Annotated in this window: 15 protein-coding genes and 1 riboswitch; of the genes, 7 read left to right on the top strand and 8 right to left on the bottom strand. The window is 65.1% G+C overall.

The window, feature by feature from the left end:
• Window positions 1-66 precede the first annotated feature (66 nt).
• On the top strand, window positions 67-564 hold the full coding sequence (locus QO014_RS12170) for a cupin domain-containing protein (protein WP_266348977.1): 498 nt from the start codon (window positions 67-69) through the stop codon (window positions 562-564).
• Between the two features lie 93 nt (window positions 565-657).
• Here QO014_RS12170 and QO014_RS12165 read toward each other — a convergent pair whose 3' ends face one another.
• The 5 genes from QO014_RS12165 to QO014_RS12145 form a co-directional block, all read right to left on the bottom strand.
• The gene (locus QO014_RS12165; RefSeq protein WP_266348976.1) at window positions 658-2,040 is read right to left on the bottom strand and encodes an ADP-ribosylglycohydrolase family protein; all 1,383 of its coding nucleotides are present in this window, start codon (window positions 2,038-2,040) and stop codon (window positions 658-660) included.
• A 217-nt stretch (window positions 2,041-2,257) separates the two neighbouring features.
• Window positions 2,258-2,866, bottom strand: a complete 609-nt coding sequence (locus QO014_RS12160) for an SCO family protein (RefSeq protein ID WP_266348975.1) — start codon at window positions 2,864-2,866, stop codon at window positions 2,258-2,260.
• Between the two features lies 1 nt (window position 2,867).
• Complete coding sequence (locus QO014_RS12155; RefSeq protein ID WP_266348974.1) at window positions 2,868-3,407, bottom strand: copper chaperone PCu(A)C; 540 nt, start codon at window positions 3,405-3,407, stop codon at window positions 2,868-2,870.
• Window positions 3,408-3,489: 82 nt separating this feature from the next.
• Entirely contained in the window at window positions 3,490-3,870 is a 381-nt protein-coding gene (locus QO014_RS12150) for a DUF2946 family protein (protein ID WP_266348973.1), read from the bottom strand.
• A 121-nt stretch (window positions 3,871-3,991) separates the two neighbouring features.
• Window positions 3,992-4,594: a TMEM175 family protein gene (locus QO014_RS12145; protein WP_266348972.1), complete on the bottom strand. Its 603-nt coding sequence runs from the start codon at window positions 4,592-4,594 to the stop codon at window positions 3,992-3,994.
• 118 nt (window positions 4,595-4,712) lie between these two features.
• Window positions 4,713-4,826: riboswitch (TPP riboswitch) on the top strand.
• Between the two features lie 70 nt (window positions 4,827-4,896).
• On the opposite strand from QO014_RS12145, the gene thiM reads away from it, so the two are divergent.
• From thiM to aceB, 3 genes are all read left to right on the top strand, one after another.
• Entirely contained in the window at window positions 4,897-5,727 is an 831-nt protein-coding gene (gene thiM / locus QO014_RS12140) for a hydroxyethylthiazole kinase (RefSeq protein WP_266348971.1), read from the top strand.
• Window positions 5,727-6,368, top strand: coding sequence for a thiamine phosphate synthase (thiE, locus tag QO014_RS12135; RefSeq protein WP_266348970.1), 642 nt, complete (start codon window positions 5,727-5,729; stop codon window positions 6,366-6,368). Before thiM ends, thiE begins: the two co-directional genes overlap by 1 nt.
• Before the next feature lie 110 nt (window positions 6,369-6,478).
• Entirely contained in the window at window positions 6,479-8,074 is a 1,596-nt protein-coding gene (gene aceB, locus QO014_RS12130) for a malate synthase A (protein WP_266348969.1), read from the top strand.
• A 91-nt stretch (window positions 8,075-8,165) separates the two neighbouring features.
• Here the strand turns inward: aceB and QO014_RS12125 are convergent, their stop codons facing one another.
• The 3 genes from QO014_RS12125 to QO014_RS12115 all read right to left on the bottom strand — a co-directional run bounded on the left by QO014_RS12125 (window position 8,166) and on the right by QO014_RS12115 (window position 12,691).
• Window positions 8,166-9,665: an MDR family MFS transporter gene (locus QO014_RS12125; protein WP_266349310.1), complete on the bottom strand. Its 1,500-nt coding sequence runs from the start codon at window positions 9,663-9,665 to the stop codon at window positions 8,166-8,168.
• Window positions 9,666-9,878: 213 nt separating this feature from the next.
• On the bottom strand, window positions 9,879-10,931 hold the full coding sequence (locus QO014_RS12120; protein WP_266348968.1) for a LacI family DNA-binding transcriptional regulator: 1,053 nt from the start codon (window positions 10,929-10,931) through the stop codon (window positions 9,879-9,881).
• A 104-nt stretch (window positions 10,932-11,035) separates the two neighbouring features.
• The gene (locus QO014_RS12115) at window positions 11,036-12,691 is read right to left on the bottom strand and encodes a GMC oxidoreductase (protein WP_266348967.1); all 1,656 of its coding nucleotides are present in this window, start codon (window positions 12,689-12,691) and stop codon (window positions 11,036-11,038) included.
• Window positions 12,692-12,955: 264 nt separating this feature from the next.
• Between QO014_RS12115 and QO014_RS12110 the strand changes: the two genes are divergently transcribed.
• From QO014_RS12110 to QO014_RS12100, 3 genes are all read left to right on the top strand, one after another.
• Entirely contained in the window at window positions 12,956-14,221 is a 1,266-nt protein-coding gene (locus QO014_RS12110; protein WP_266348966.1) for an extracellular solute-binding protein, read from the top strand.
• Window positions 14,222-14,351: 130 nt separating this feature from the next.
• A complete protein-coding gene (locus QO014_RS12105; protein ID WP_266348965.1) occupies window positions 14,352-15,254 on the top strand; it encodes a carbohydrate ABC transporter permease in 903 nt (300 codons plus the stop codon).
• Window positions 15,251-16,081 carry a carbohydrate ABC transporter permease gene (locus QO014_RS12100; protein ID WP_266348964.1) on the top strand — a complete coding sequence of 277 codons (831 nt, stop codon included), beginning with the start codon at window positions 15,251-15,253 and terminating at the stop codon, window positions 16,079-16,081. The genes QO014_RS12105 and QO014_RS12100 overlap by 4 nt, the downstream gene beginning before the upstream one ends.
• Window positions 16,082-16,116 lie beyond the last annotated feature (35 nt).

The raw sequence follows: 16,116 nt of genomic DNA, 5'->3' as shown, positions 1-16,116 counted from the left end.
GACCTCTTATAAGACAAATATCTCGTTACGAGAAAACTATATCGTAAACATAGGACAATGCCAATCATGAACGCACATAACGCTCCTTCTCCTATCCCGTCTTCCGGTCTCGATCCCAAGACCGGCACCACCGTTCATCTGCTCGGCACGCTCGTCACCTTCAAGGCGACGGCGCTCGACACCGAGGGCACCTTTTCGCTCGTCGAGGCGACGACCGCGCCGGGGCAGGGCACGCCGCCGCATATTCAGCGCGACGATGCCGAAGCCTTCTACGTGCTCGAGGGCACGTTCGATTTCATGGTCGGTGGCCAGACGTCGAGAAGCGGCCCCGGCAGCTTCCACTATATCCCGCGTGGCGCGCCGCACGGCTTTGCAAACAATAGCGACAAGCCGGCGCGCATGCTGATCATCAACCTGCCGGGTGGGCTGCATGAGAACTTCTTCGTGGAGGCCGGTGATCCGGTCGCGGATGCCACGGTGTTTCCGCCGATGAGCCCGCCGGACATTCCGCGTCTGATCAAGGCGGCGAGCCGCTACGGCATCGAGATGCTGCCTCCGGCGTGATGCCGTCGTCGCACGACGGCACCAAATGAAAGCCCCGGAACCCGTCGCATGCGATGGGTGTTCCGGGGCTGAAAGGCCATGCGGGCCTTTCGGTCAGTTCGCCTTGCGGATCGCCTCGACCGTCATGGCGATCAGTGCGCTCGTCGTCGTCTTGGCCGGACGGCGCATATAGGTGACCAGTTCGTCGCCGATCGGCTCGATCCAGCGCTTGTCGATCGAGGCGAAGCCTTTGGCGATCGCGACGGCGCAGAGCATCTGCGCGGCGTTGCAGTCGACGTCGTGGCCGCAGCCGCCGATGATGGCCAGCGTCTTGTCGAAATCGTTCTCGCCGAACCAGAGCGCGATCACCTGCGCGGCCGCGTTCGGATAGGCGTGGATCCAGTTATATTCGACATATTTCTCGTCGCAGAGCCGCCAGGCGGTTTCCCATTCATTGGAAGTCTGCGCCGCCTCCAGCGCGAAGCGGACCACGGCGCCATATTCGGTCTCGGCCGGCATGAGCGCGACCGTCTCCGTGACGATCTTCCTGAAATCACCTTCGACGAAGGCGCGGGCGACGATGATCGCGTTGAAGACCTCGCCGAGAATGCCGTTGCTGGTATGCGAGATCTCGCCGTCAAGCCAGGCGAGGCGCGCCGCCTCATGCGGGCGGCCGGGCGCAACCATCCCGCAGATCGCGCCGCGCATCTGCGCGCCGATCCATTCATCGAAGGGATTGCCGTCCTCGGCGCTCACTGGCGGATAGACGCCGCGCTTCAGGTTTTCGAGCGCGACCGCCTCGGCCGACCAAGCGAAGGGGATGAGGCTCACCCAGCGATCGGCGACATCGGCGCTCGTCACCGCATAGCCCTTCTCCTCGAAGGCATAGAGGAAGGCGAGCTCGAAGGTGATGTCGTCATTATAGGTGTTCGGCGGACGCATATAGCGATCGATCGTGCCGAAGGCCGCCTTGAGCTTTTCCGTCGTGTAGCCTTCGAGCGCGGTGCCGACTGCTGCACCGATGATCTGGCCCCACCATGCGGCCGCGATGCGGTCGGCGAAATCGGCGCTGTGGACATCGACTGCTACATCCTGCGGCCATGCGATCGCGGCTTCGAACTCGGCGAAGTCCTTGAAGCGGCGGGTCTTCTGCGAGGGATGCTCGGGGTCGGGAACGGCCTGGCGCATCACGGCCTTGAGGCGGGCATGGACGGTGTGCAGCGTTTCGAAATCGCTGGCCGCGACGGCGGCGAGGCCGGCATCGAGCAGATGCTGGTTCGGCGGGACGACATAGCCCTTGTTTTCGAGCGACTGGATCGCCGCGACGGCGAGGCTTTCCGGCGCGCCCGAGCCCGGCACGTTCGAATTCCAGAACAGCTTCAGGATCGCGTCCTGGTCGCGGATCAGCGCCGAGGCGTCCCAGGTCTGCTCCTCCTCCGAGAGGAGTACCGGTTCCGCATTGCGGAGGAGGTCGCGCGCATATTCCCAGGCCTTCATCGTCATTCCCTGCTGTTCTCTCGGAGGGCGCCGAAGCGCGGCGCGCAGCCTAGATCAATTCAGCGTTTCACGGAAAGGCTGAATTGATCTATCTATTTGATCTGTCGCGTTTCCTTCACGCGAACCGGTGCCCACTTCGCGCGGAAACGCGCTTGCGGCGATGGAGACGGGCAGCCAGAGCGATCCGCCGCCCGTTCTCTTGTTTGATGGCGCAAAATCAGCCGTTTGCCAGACGCTTCAACTTCGCGATCTGCACGTCGCGCTCCTCCTCGAAGCTGATCGTGCCGGTAAACTCGCCCTTGGCGTTCATGAGGTAGACGCCGGCCGTATGGTTCATGGTGTAGTCGCCATCGGCCGTGGGCACCTTCTCGTAGAAGACGTGGTAGTCCTTTGCGATGGCGGCGATCTCGGTCGGCGTGCCGGTCAGGCCTATGATGCGCGGATCGAAGGCGGAGAGATAATCCTTCATGATCTGCGGCGTGTCGCGCTCCGGATCGACCGAGACGAAGAGCACCTTGAGCCTGTCGGCGAGCGGGCCCAGATCGTCGAGATCGAGGGTCAGGTCCGAAAGCGTCGTCGGGCAGACATTCGGGCAATGGGTGAAGCCGAAGAAGATCGCATGCGGCTTGCCCTCCAGATCGGCGGATGTGAAGCGCGCGCCGCTGGCCGCGACGAGGTTGATCGGCCCGCCAATGCCGAGGCTGGCCACGGTCGAACCAGCGGGCGCCTTTTCCGTCTCGAACGCCCTGTAGCCGACCGCGGCCGCGATCCCGACGGTGACGATCGCCGCCGTGAGGACCAGGAGAAGCCGGGTTCGTCCGGCCATGCTACTGGCTCATGTTCATGCCCGGCATGGCGTTGCCGCCATGACCGGAATGATCCTCCTTCGGCGTGGCGCCGATCGCATCGACGTCGAATTCGACGGCAACGGTTCCGGCCTTTTCGAAGGTCAGCGTGCCGGCGATCTTCTCGCCCTTCACCAGCGGCTTCGCCAGCTTCACGAACATCAGGTGATAGCCGCCGGGCGAGAAGGTAACGCTGCCATGGGCGGGCACAGCCACGCCATCGGGCACGGGGCGCATCGTCATCACGCCGTCCTTCACCGCCATTTCGTGGATTTCCGCGCGGTCGGCCGCCGAAATGGTCGCCGAGACGAGGCGGTCGGGTGTGTCGCCATCATTGGTGATGGTCAGATAGCCGCCGCCGACGGAGGCGCCGGGCGGCGTCGCGCGCGACCAGGGGTGGTCGATCGTGATGGCGCCGGCCTTGAAGTCATGGGCGGAGGCGGTTTCGGCGCTGATGGAAAGCAGGGCCAGCGCGGCGAGACCGAGCGCGGCGCGGCGAAGGGAGACGAGGGAACCAAACATGGAAAGACGTCCAGGAAGATCGAGAACGGCCGCGCAGCCATGCTGACGCGGCGCGATGAAGGGCGAAGGCCGTTTGTCGGGATCAGCTCACACGCGGCGGAGCACGCGTGTGGAGCGGTGCGAGCTCGGCGCGCTGCAATCCGGCTGCATCCAGTCGTCCGCGCAGACCGGCGGCTACGGGGCGTGCCGTGGCGAAGGGCAGCGCGGCCGTCTCGGGCAGCGGTTGGCCGCCGACCATGCTGCAGCCGAGCGTGCAGCAATCGACCAGATGATTCCGCCCGGCCGGCTGCTCGATCGGGGCGCTTCTCGTGCCGATGGTCGAGCAGAGCACGCCTGTAGCCAGTTCGGCGGCCACGGCCTTCGAGCCGATCGAAAGTCCGCTGAAGAACGCCTGGACGAGCAGCAGCAGGGCGACGAGCAGTGTCACCTCTACAGAAAGTCCCTGGCGCCGTGCTGCGTTCAAGCCAAATGATCCTGTCGACCCACGAGGTCTATCAGTTCGGCGCGGGTGCGCAAACCAGCGGCGACGGCGGCATGGTGCTGCATGGGGCGAGACAGCAGCCGGCTGTGCGGCGTCGCGCCTGTTATTCGGACTGGTCGCCGGCCGCGTGGTGGGCGGCCAGGTTGCGCTCGATCCGGCGGTCAGGCACCAGCCAGATCAGCGCCACCAGCACATAGCAGGCAATGCCGAACCACGGGCCGACAAAAGCGAGCGCCATGCCGGCGAGATAGATCAGGATCGAGATCTTGCCCTTCCTGTCATTGCCGATCGCGGCCGCCAGCGCCGAATTGGCGCCTTCGCAGCGTTCCAGCGTGCGCGCCAGGATGAGATAGGCGACCGCACACATCAGCAGGACGAAGCCATAGATCGCGGCCGGCGCGGATTCGAGATGGTTCTCGCCCATCCAGTTCGTCACGAAGGGGACCAGCGACAGCCAGAAGAGTAGATGGAGATTGGCCCAGAGCACCGCGCCGTTCACGCGGCGCACCAGCTGGAACATGTGGTGATGGTTGTTCCAGTAGATGCCGACATAGATGAAGCTCAGCACATAGCTTCCAAACACGGGCGCAAGCGGCCAGAGCGCCGCGATGGTCGGCTCGTGCGGTGCACGAAGTTCCAGCACCATGATCGTGATGATGATGGCGATGACACCATCGCTGAACGCCTCGACCCGACCCTTGTGCATCGTTTCTTCCTTGCCTGGTGCACCAGCTTCGCGCCTGCGCTTCGTCGACGCAATGGTGTGGCCACGTCCTGGCGATACGCACAAGGCTTGCGCTCAGGCCTCACCATGCTAGTTTGCCGCCGTCTCATCGGGGTGCCCTGATCCGGCTTCGGATCCTGGCTGAGAGGTCTTCGGACTAACCCGCGAACCTGATCCGGATCATGCCGGCGGAGGGATTGAGCAAAGGCGCGAGGCGATCATTCGCCTCGACAAGAAGCGCCGAAGCCGTCTTCCGTCCTGCGCCCAAGCAAGGACGACAGTGAATGTCAGATCATACCGAATTCAGCATTGCCGCAGCCGCCAAGGCTCTCGACGACATGCGCGCCGCGCGGCCGCTCGTGCAGAATATCACCAATTACGTCGCCATGACGATCTCGGCCAATGTGCTGCTCGCCGTCGGCGCGTCGCCGGCCATGGTGCATGCGGTCGACGAGGTCGAGGATTTCGTCGCCATTTCGAGCGCATTGGTCATCAATATCGGCACGCTGTCGGCGCCCTGGGTCGAGGGCATGCGCCGCGCGGCGACGCAGGCCGTAGCCCTCGGCAAGCCCTGGGTGCTCGATCCGGTCGGCTGCGGCGCGACCAAGTTCCGCACTGATCTCGCGGTCGAGCTCAGCCGGCTGAAGCCCGCGATCATTCGCGGTAATGCCAGCGAGATCATGAGCCTCGCGGGTGCTGCCGGGGCAGGGGGCAAGGGCGTCGATTCGACCGCCGCCTCCGATGCGGCGATCGAAGCCGGCAAGGCGCTTTCGCTCGCCACCGGCGCCGTCGTCGCGATCACGGGCGAGACCGATTATGTGACCGATGGGGCGATCGTCGTCGCGATCGAGGGTGGCGATATGCTGATGCCACTCTCGACGGCGCTCGGCTGCGCGCTCTCCGCGACCGTGGGTGCGTTTGCAGCCGTCCGTCCGCCCCTGGAGGCGGCCGTCTATGCGCTCGCGGTCTATGCCGCGGCCGGTGCCGAGGCATCGACCCATGTCGCCGGACCCGGCCATCTTCCGGCCGAGCTCTGCGACGCGCTCTACGCGGTCGATGCCGCCATGCTCGAACGCCGGGCCGCCATCAGCGTCCTCGAGACGGAGGCGGCGTGATGGCGCGTCCCTTCGATCTCTCGCTCTATCTCGTCACCGATGAGGGCCTCGCCGGCCCGCGCGGCGTGGTCGAAACCGTCCGCGCGGCGATCGAGGGCGGCGTCACGCTGGTGCAATTGCGCGATCCGCACAACAAGACCCGCCATCTGATCGAGACCGCGACCGCGCTGCTTCAGCTGCTGAAGCCGCGGGGCATTCCGCTCATCATCAATGACCGCGTCGATGTCTGCCTCGCCATCGATGCGGACGGCGTCCATGTCGGGCAGAGCGACATGCCGGCTTCGATGGTCCGCGGCCTGATCGGGCCGGATCGCATCCTCGGTCTCTCCGTTTCGACCTTTCCGGAACTCGAGGCGAGCGACGTCGCCTATGCCGATTATCTCGGCGTCGGGCCGATCTTCGCCACTGCGACCAAGCCCAATGCAGCGGCGCCGATCGGCTTTGACGGGCTCGCGGCCATGGTTGCCGCCAGCCCGAAACCGGTCGTCGCGATCGGTGGCGTCAAGGCCGACCATGTCGAACCGACGCTGGGCGCGGGGGCCGATGGCCTCGCCATCGTCTCGGCGATCATGGCGGCGGACGATCCTGCGGCTGCGGCGTCGTCCTTCGCCGAGCGCATCGCGCGCTATCGTGCGGAATAGCGGGCGACTTGTTCCAATTTAGAAAAAGTTCTGCCCTGTTCGCGCCGGTTTTGTTGAAGACCGGCGCGTGCCATAGTCGCCTCCAAGGTGCCAATCCGAGGAGCTGATCCATGTCCGCGACCAATGCCGAACGCCTCGTCGTCAAGGGGGCGCTCGGCCCTCGTTTCGACGAGATCCTGACGCCCGAAGCGCTCGATTTCCTGGCGCTGCTGCACGAGAACTTCGATGCCAAGCGTCGGGCGCTGCTCGAGTTCCGCAAGGAGCGGCAGCAGTTCTTCGATGATGGCGGCCTGCCGGATTTCCTGCCCGAGACGAAATCCATCCGCGAGGGCGACTGGAAGGTTGCTCCGATCCCGGCCGATCTCACGGACCGCCGCGTCGAGATCACCGGTCCGGTCGACCGCAAGATGATCGTCAACGCGCTGAATTCCGGCGCCAAGGTCTTCATGGCCGATTTCGAGGACGCATCCTCGCCGGTCTGGGCCAACATGATCGAAGGCCAGATCAACCTGAAGGATCGCTGGGCCGGCAAGATCGATTTCACCGATGCGAAGACCGGCAAGGACTACAAGCTCGGCGCCAAGCCGGCCGTCCTGATCATCCGCCCGCGCGGCTGGCATCTGCCGGAGCGCCATATCGGCTTCGACGGCCTGGACGCCTCGGGCTCGCTGGTCGATTTCGGCCTCTATGTCTTCCATAACGCCAAGGCCGCGCTGGCGCAGGGCTCGGGCCCGTATTTCTACCTGCCCAAGACCGAGAGCCATCTGGAGGCGCGGCTCTGGGACGAGGTCTTCACCTATGCGGAGACGCATCTCGGCCTCGCCCATGGCACGATCAAGGCGACCGTCCTGATCGAGACGCTGCCGGCCGCCTTCGAGATGGACGAGATCCTCTACGAGCTGAAGGACCATATGGTCGGCCTCAATTGCGGCCGCTGGGACTATATCTTCTCGTTCATCAAGACGCTCAGGAACAACAAGGCCTTCCTGCTGCCCGATCGCGGCCAGGTCGTCATGGGCAAGGCGTTCCTGCTCGCCTATTCCGAACTGCTGATCAAGACCTGCCATCGCCGTGGCGCCTTCGCCATGGGCGGCATGGCGGCGCAGATTCCGGTCAAGAACAATCCGGCCGCGAATGAGGCCGCCTTCGCCAAGGTCCGGGCCGACAAGGAGCGTGAGGCCAATGCCGGTCATGACGGCACCTGGGTCGCGCATCCGGATCTGGTTCCGGTCGCCATGGAAGTCTTCGACCGCCTGATGCCGACGCCGAACCAGTTGTCGCGGAAGCGCGACGAGGTCTCCTACGGCCAGAAGGACATGCTGGAGATCCATGCCGGCACCCGCACGGAAGAGGGCCTGCGCCACAATATCCGCGTCGGTGTCCAGTATATCGAGGCGTGGCTGCGCGGCCGTGGCGCCGTGCCGATCTACAACCTCATGGAAGATGCCGCGACCGCCGAGATCAGCCGCGCGCAGATCTGGCAGCAGCTTCATTTCGAAGCGACGCTCGAAGACGGCCAGAAGGTGACGGACGCGCTGTTCCGCCGTTGCCTTGCGGAGGAGATGGAAGTCGTGAAGGGCGAAATCGGACCGGACAATTATGCCGCCGGCCGCTTCCCGGAGGCGATCGACCTCTTCACGACGCTTTCGACCGCCAAGACCTTCGAGGCCTTCCTGACCGTCCCGGCCTATAAGCTCATCGACTAAGCGCCGGGATCACTGCGGAACCATATCGGATGGCAGGCTGGCCGACAGCCTGCCATTTGCATTTCATGGGGCGGACGACGATAGCCTGCCGTCAGAGCTCCAGCGCCGAGCTGGTGGCCGGTGCCTGGCCGCGGATCGGGCGCTGTTCCATCAGCAGGAGCAGCACGAACGCGGCCAGAATGCCGATCGCGGCGGCGGTGAATACGCCGCTGAAGGCGCCGCCGAGCGACACGCCGGCCGCCGTCGCCGAGGCGATCTTCTCCTCGACCGAGGTACCGCTCGCCCCCGCAATCGCACCGACGCCGCCGAGGAAGATCGCGCCGAAGGTCGCGACGATGATAGCGCTGCCGAGCGAACGCATGAAATTCACTGTCGCCGTCGCCGAACCCATGTGATGCGGGGGAACGGCGTTCTGCACGGCCACGATCGTCACCGGGAACAGCGTCCCGAGCCCGAGGCCGATGATCGAGAGCAGCACCTCGATCTCAATCAGGCTCGCCGAATGGCTGACGACGGCGAGAATGCCCGTGGTCACGGCGGCGACGCCGAGGCCGATCAGCGGCGTCCGCTTATAGTGCTCGACACGGGCCATGACGCGGCCGGAGAACTGCGCCCCGATGACCGTGCAGATCGAAAGCGGGATCAGCGCGACGCCCGAGGCGCCCGCCGTCAGATGCAGCACCGACTGGAAGAAGAGCGGCAGGTAGATCGACAAGCCGACCATGGTGCCGATGCCGAAAAAGCCCGCCAGCGTCGCATAGGCGACGACCTTGTCGCCGAGGACGCCGAGCGGCAGGAACGGCTCGGGCGCGGTCAGCAGGCGGATCACGAACAGCACCCAGGCGACGATCGACGCCGCGATGATGCCGAGAATGGTCGGCGAATCCCAGGCATAGGTCACGCCGCCCCAGCTCAGCGCCAGCAGCAGCAGCACCGAGGCGAGCACCAGCAGCAGCGCGCCGATCGCATCGATCCGGTGCGGCCGCTCATGGCGCGGCAGCTTGCGGAGCGCGTTTGCCGTCATGGCGAAGGCGAGCAGACCGAGGGGAATATTGATCCAGAAGATCAGCGACCAGTGAAACGCCTGCGAGAGGACGCCGCCGAGTACCGGCCCGGCCATGCTGGAGAGCGCGAAGACGGCGCCGAAATAGCCCATATAGCGGGCGCGTTCCTTCGGCGACATCGCATCGCCGATGATGGTGTGGGCAAGCGAGATCAGCCCGCCGCCGCCGAGCCCCTGGACGAAGCGCGCGATGATCAGCGCCAGCATGCTCGGCGCCAGCGCGCAGGCGATCGACCCGAGGATGAAGATGCCGATCGCGGTCAGCAGCGTGGTCCGGCGACCGTAAATGTCGCTCACCTTGCCATAGAGCGGCGTCACGGCCGTCGACGACAGCAGATAGGCGGTCACGATCCAGGAGAGGTTCTGCAGGTCGCCCAAGTCGCGACCGATGGTCGGCAATGCGGTCGCAACGATCGTCTGATCGAGGGCCGCGAGCAGCATGGCGAGCAGAACGCCAAAGACGATCGTCCGCTTCGTTGCGTCGTCGAGCTCAGCCCGTGCCTGGGGCGGAGAGAGTGTGGCGTCCATTGTCATGCGGCCAAATCATTGCGCGCCGCCGGAAGCGGCGGCTCATCGGTGTCAAAAAGGGGGCGGATTCCGAAATGAGAGCGGACCATAGTGGTTTTGCCGATCGGTCGCAATCGAGCGGCCGGCTGCTCTCTTTCTTGTGTTCGGCTGGCTAGCAGCGCCTCGGGGGCGCCGGCGAGGGCGTCGGCCCGCGGCCTGAATGACGGAACCGGCCTACAGCAACGGCCCGACGCTTTCGCGCAGGACGAGGGTGGCGGGCACCACGAAGCGCTGCTCGTTGTGCAGTTGCTCGCCAAGAACCATGTCCATCAGGATCGTCGCGGCCCGGCGTCCGAGTCCGGGCGTATCCTGCTGGATGGTCGCAAGGGCCGGTGTCAGGAAGGGGGCGACGGCCGCCCCGTCGAAGCCGATCACCGAGACGTCCTCGGGAATTCGGACACCCTCATCGACGACGCTGCGCATGAAGCCGATGGCCATATCGTCATTCGCGCAGACCACGGCCGTTGGCCGCTCGTCCGCGGGGAGGGCCAGGAAATCCTTCGCCGCCGCAATGCCGCCGCTGAAGTTGAAGTCGCCTTGGCTGAGGTGAAGTGCGCCTTCCTGCAGGCCGCTTTGGGCGAGTGCATCGCGGACGCCCGCGAGGCGCTCGCGTTCGTGATAGTTGCCGAGCGTGCCGCGAATATAGAGGAAGCGCCGGTGACCGAGCGCGACCAGCGCCCGCGTCGCCTCGGCGATGGCGTCGTGATCATTGCTCACGACGCTCGGCACGCCCTCGCCGGACAGATCGAAATGCAGCGAGACGATGGGAAGCCCGGTGTCGGCGAGGCTGCGGCCCTCTGCCTTCGGCATATCGCTCGCCATGAGCAGCACGCCGGAGACGGTTCCCCCCTGCGCGACCGAGAGGATATGCGCGTCAGTGTCGGCCGCTCGGGAGACATTGGCGATGAGAAGCGAGAAACCGCGGTCGGTGAGGCCTTCGGCCGTCGCCCGGAGCACCTCGGAAACGGTCTGCGAGGCGCCGATATAGATCTCGTCGGGAAGCACGATCATGATCGTGCGCGGGACGCCGACACGCAGATTACGCGCCGTCTGGTTGGCGGTGTAGCCGAGCTTGCGCGCCGCCGCCTCGACCTTGAGGCGGGTCGGCTCGGCGACGCGGCCGGGGATCGTCAGAGCCCGGCTCACCGTCGAGGTCGCGACGCCGGCCTCACGCGCGACATCAGTGATCGAGGGCCCCGGCGCCCTGATACCCGTCTGTTTCGGCATTCTTCGCCGCCTTTCCCGCGCCCCAGGAGGAATCATTGCAGATCGTGGGGTCCCTTATAGCGCTCCGGCCGGCGTTTGGCAGGAAGGGACGCGCTGTGCATCGCTCAGCCATCGCCCTCCTTCAAGGTCGCGGCGAGGCGTCGGCAGGCACGAACCGTCATCGCCATGATCGTGAGCGTCGTGCCGGCGACGCCGCTGCCGGCAAAGGCGCTGGCGTCGGTGACGAGAAGGTTCGGCACGTCCCAGCTACGGTTGTAGGTGTCGAGCACAGACTCCGCCGGGTTCGCCCCCATCCGCGCACCGCCGCTCTCGTGGATCGCGGCGCCCATGGCGATCGTGCGGCGGAAGAGCGCGCGGAAGGCCGTGCGGCTGAACCAGTCCGCATCGGGATAGGCGCCCCGACCTTTTTCATTGAGCCCGAGCGGCGAGCCTACGAACTCGACTTCGCAGCCGGCGCCCTCGGCCGTCTCTTCGAGCGCAGCCATGGCTCGCTTCGCCGTCTCCGTATCGACCGGGCCCATCTTGCAGCGAATATGCGGGATCGGAATGCCCCAGCGATCCTTGCGGTTGGGATTGAGGGTGATGCGGTTGTCGGCGTCTGGCTCCATCGTGCTGAATCCGAAGAAGTTGAACCGTGACAGGCCCGAGGCCGAAGGCGGAATGCGACCGACCGACCCCTGGAACGCGTAGTCGCCGGTTCCGGAGACGCCGTCCTCGCCGATGAAGCGTGGCAGGAAGATGCCGCCCGACGGCCCGTAGAAGGGATCTGTCGGCGCGGTGTCGGCCGTGGAAGTGCCGCGCGTCCGCGGGAAGACGCCCGCCGCGACGATCGGCACCTGGTCCATGAAATAGCGTCCAAGGGCACCCGAACTATTGGCGAGCCCGTTCGGATGACTTGGCGATGCCGAGTTCAGCAGCAGCCTTATGCTCTCGATCGGCGAGGCGCAGACGATGACCGACCGCGCGCGCAATGTCTCGACCTGGCCTGTGCGCGTGTTGATCACCTCGGCGCCGATGGCTCGTGTGCCGATCTCGTCGGTGAGGATCTTCCTAGCGATCGTCTCGTAGCGGATATCCAATCGCCCGCTGGCGAGCGCATCGCGCATCGGCGTCAGCACGCGTGTCGGTTCCGGCCCGAGATAGCGCCAGGTGACGACACGGCGCTCCGGCCATCGCGTTTCGACCGCCTGCTTGAAGAGGTGTTCGGCCTCGGTCAGTTCCGACCGGTGCGCATAGATGCTGTCCGGCATGGTCGGTACGCCTTCGACCTGGCCGTAGAGCTGCAGTACGCGCTCGACTTCCTCATAATAGGGTTCCAGAGCGCGGTAGTCGATCGGCCAATCGACGCCCTTGCCTGTGCGGCTGCGCATCTTGAAGTCGTCATCCGTCCAGCGCACCAGCACGCGACCGAAGGTGTGGGTGCGCCCTCCGGCCTGGCGACCGCGAATCCAGAGGAAGGGCGCGTCGGGCGGCGTCGAATAGGGGTTCTGCCGGTCGCTGACGAAGAGGCGGCGCATCCGTCCGTCAAAGAAGGCGGCGCGGGCCTGGATGGCCTGGCCGAGCGCCGTCGCCTTGGCCCTTTGCCAGAGATTGATCTCCGTCTGGCGCGGGTTCTTCGTCGCGTCGAAATGGGCGGGCCCGATCTTCGGTCCCGCCTCGATCTGCACGACCGAAAGGCCCTGAGCCGTCAATTCGCGGGCAGCAAACATCCCGGCCGCTCCCGACCCGACTACCAGGGCGTCAAATTCAACATCCGCCATCGCGGCTTGCTCCATTCCGATGCGCTGCCGACGCCCGAGGGATGCCGGCAGAAGGAGGCGGGATGGCCAGAAAAAGGCGGCGGCACCGAAGCGCTGCCGCCTATGGCTTGGGCATAAATCCCGCTTGCGTACAAAAAGAGCATATGCAATCAATGCCGCGATAGCAATCGATTGCCAAATCAATCTGGTCCACGGAAACAAGAAAATTAGCTGGCCGAAGGACCTGACCTGCATGCCTATCCCGGCTTCCAGACAGAGGGTTCCATGTTCATCAACCGCATCGTCCATTCTGCCGCCTTGCTGGCGGTGACGTCTCTCCCGGCCATGCTCGCCGGCGGCGCCATCGCCGCACCGATCGACGCAGCGCCCGCGACCGGTACGCTCCAGATCTGGATCGGCGGCGCCGAGGGCGACAAGCTTCCCGCCTTCCTTGCCGATTTCGAGAAGGCCAATCCCGATCTCAAGGTCCAGATCACGCAGATTCCCTCGGATCAGGCCGACGCCAAGCTGCTGACCGCCATCGCCGCCGGTACGGTGCCCGATGTCGTGCGCCTCTTTTCGCAGAGCCAGGCGAGCCTCATGGCGACGGGCGCTTTCGCGCCGGTGCCCGACGGGCTGGTGAAGCCTGACGATTTCTTTGCCAGCGCCTATGAGACGAATGTCAAGGACGGCGTGGCTTATGGCGTGCCGTGGGACGCCTATGCGACCACGTTCCAGTATCGCAAGGATCTCGCGGAAAAGGCCGGCCTCGACGCGCCGAAGACCTGGGACGAGCTGAAGACCTTCGCCAAGGCGATGAAGGCCCAGGGCGCGACTTGGGGCATTTCGGCCGATGTCGGCTACGACATCTACAACGCCCAGGGGCTCAACGAATTCGTCCACCAGAACGGCGGCAGCTTCCTGAACGCCGACAAGACGCAGTGGACCATCAATTCCGAGGCCAATATCAAGGCGCTCGAATTCTGGGGCTCGCTGTTCACCGAAGGCCTCGCCTCGCCCGACGGGCCGAAATTCCTCGACACGGTGCCGTGGTTCACCTCGGGCGAGATCGCCAGCAAGGATATCGGGCCATGGTTCGAGCAGTGGCTGGTGCAGGCGAACGGCCAGGACTGGGTCAACGCAAAGCTCGCGTCGGCGCTGATGCCCGCCGGTCCCGCCGGCAGCTTCTCCGCGCTCGGTTCGGGCAGTCTCGGCGTGCTCAAGGACGGCAAGAATCCGGACGCCGCCTGGAAGCTCGTGCGCTACTTGACGCAGCCGGAAGTCCAGGTTGCCTGGTACAAGGCCTTCGGCAGCCTGCCAGCGGTCAAGTCTGCGTGGGATGATCCGGCAATCGCCGGCAATCCGCTGCTGGACGCCGAGCGTCAGGCCCTGCAGACGGCGGTCGACATTCCCCAGGTGCCCACCTGGAACCAGGTCGGCACCTATATGGGCCAGCAGATGGAACTCGTCGCCCGTGGCCAGGCCTCCGCCAAGCAGGTTCTCGACGATGTCCAGTCCTTTGCCGAGTCCGCCGGGCTCGGCACGAAGTAAGCCCCTGCTGCGAGCCGGGAGAGTGATGCTCTCCCGGCTTTCTGCCGCCGCACCTTCTGCGCATCTGCATTCGATCTCCTGAGGTGCTTACGCCTCACCCCGCGACGGCGGACATCGGGGAGCCAAAACGATGAGCCAGACCGATATCGGACACGAGCGGCCCAGCCTGTGGCAGGCGACCATCGGCTGGACCTTCGTCTCCCCCTTCCTCGTCATCTTCCTCGTCTTCACGGCCATTCCGGCGGTGATCGCGCTCATCTACAGCTTCACGGATATCGGCGTCGCCGATATCCGCCATCCGCTTGATGTGCACTTCACCTATTTCGAGACCTTCGCCCGCGTCCTGACAAATGCCGGCTTCCTGAAATCCCTGGTCACGACGGGGATCTTCGTCGTCGTCGGCGTGCCGCTGACCATGGCGATCGGCCTCGCGCTGGCCTTGGCGCTGAACAGCGGCATCAAGAGGCTGCGCGCCACCTATCGCGCGGCCTTCTATCTGCCCGTGATCACCAACATCGTCGCGGCCGCCGTGATCTGGCAGTACGCCTTCACGCTTCGCGGGCCGGTGAACACCTTCCTCGCCGAGCTTGGCCTTCAGGGGCCGAACTGGCTTGGCAATCCGAACATGGCGATCACCACCGTCATTCTGCTGACGGCCTGGCGCAATGTCGGCACCTGCATGGTGCTCTTCCTGGCCGGCCTGCAGGCTATCCCCGGCGACGTGCACGAGGCGGCAGCGATCGACGGCGCTTCGGCGCGCAAGCGCTTCCTCTACATCACGCTGCCGCTGCTGAAGCCGGCGACGCTGCTCGTCACCGTCCTGATGACCGTCTCCTACATGAACATCTTCGACGAGCCCTATCTTCTTACGAAGGGGGGGCCGCTCGGCGCGACGCGCTCCGTCGCGCTCTGGGTCTATGAACAGTTCGGCCATGGCAACATCGCCGCCGCGATGGCCGGCTCCTACGTGATGCTGATCATCGTCGCGCTGCTCGGTATCCTGCAGCTTCGCATGCTGAGGACGAGCCAATGAACGAGGAGCGGACCGCAGGCAGCCTCGCGCTTTATGGGATACTGACCCTCGTCGCGGCGGTGATGCTGCTGCCATTCGCCTGGGTCTTCTTCGGCGCCTTCAAGTCGCAGGCGGAAATCCTCGCCGCGCCCGGCGCCTGGCTACCGGAGAGCTTCACGGATTTCAGCAATTTCGTCGAGCTGTTCACGCATCGCCAGTTCGGGACCTATCTGGGCAATTCGCTGATCGTCTCGACGCTCACCGTCGTCTCGAACCTCTTCTTCTCCGCGCTCGCAGGCTATGCGCTCGCCAAGATTCCGTTCCGCGGCCGCGGCTTCGTCTTCGGCTGCATCATCGCCGCGATGATGATCCCCTATATCGCGCTCTTCGTGCCGTCCTTCTTCATCATCGTGCAGATGGGGCTGCTGAACACGCTCTTCGCCATCTTCCTGCCGATTGCGGTCATGCCGATCGGCGTCTTCATCATGCGCCAGTTCGCGCTCTCCGTGCCGAACGAACTGCTCGAGGCGGCGCGGCTCGACGGGGCCGGCGAATTCCGCATCTTCTTCACGATCTTCCTGCCACTGGTCGGCCCAGCGCTCGCCACCGTCGCGATCATCACCTTCCTGAATTCATGGAACTACTTTCTTTGGCCGCTGATCGTGGCGCAGAACCAGGACATCTTCACGCTCCCGGTCGGCCTCGCCGTCGCCTCGCAGGGCGCGAAGTCGACCGAATTTGGCCTGCTGCTTTCCGGCGCGATCATCGTCCTGCTGCCGGTGCTCGTGCTCTTCCTGTTCCTGCAGCGCTATTTCGTCCGCGGTATCGCAGCGACGGGGCTGAAATAGCCGATCACGCTTCGCCTGAATTATCCCGCAAGAGA

The organism is Kaistia dalseonensis, from assembly GCF_030814715.1.
In the GTDB taxonomy this organism is placed as follows: Bacteria; Pseudomonadota; Alphaproteobacteria; order Rhizobiales; family Kaistiaceae; genus Kaistia; species Kaistia dalseonensis.
Note: the sequence above shows the minus strand (reverse complement) of the source record. Positions and strands in the feature narration are given on the sequence as shown.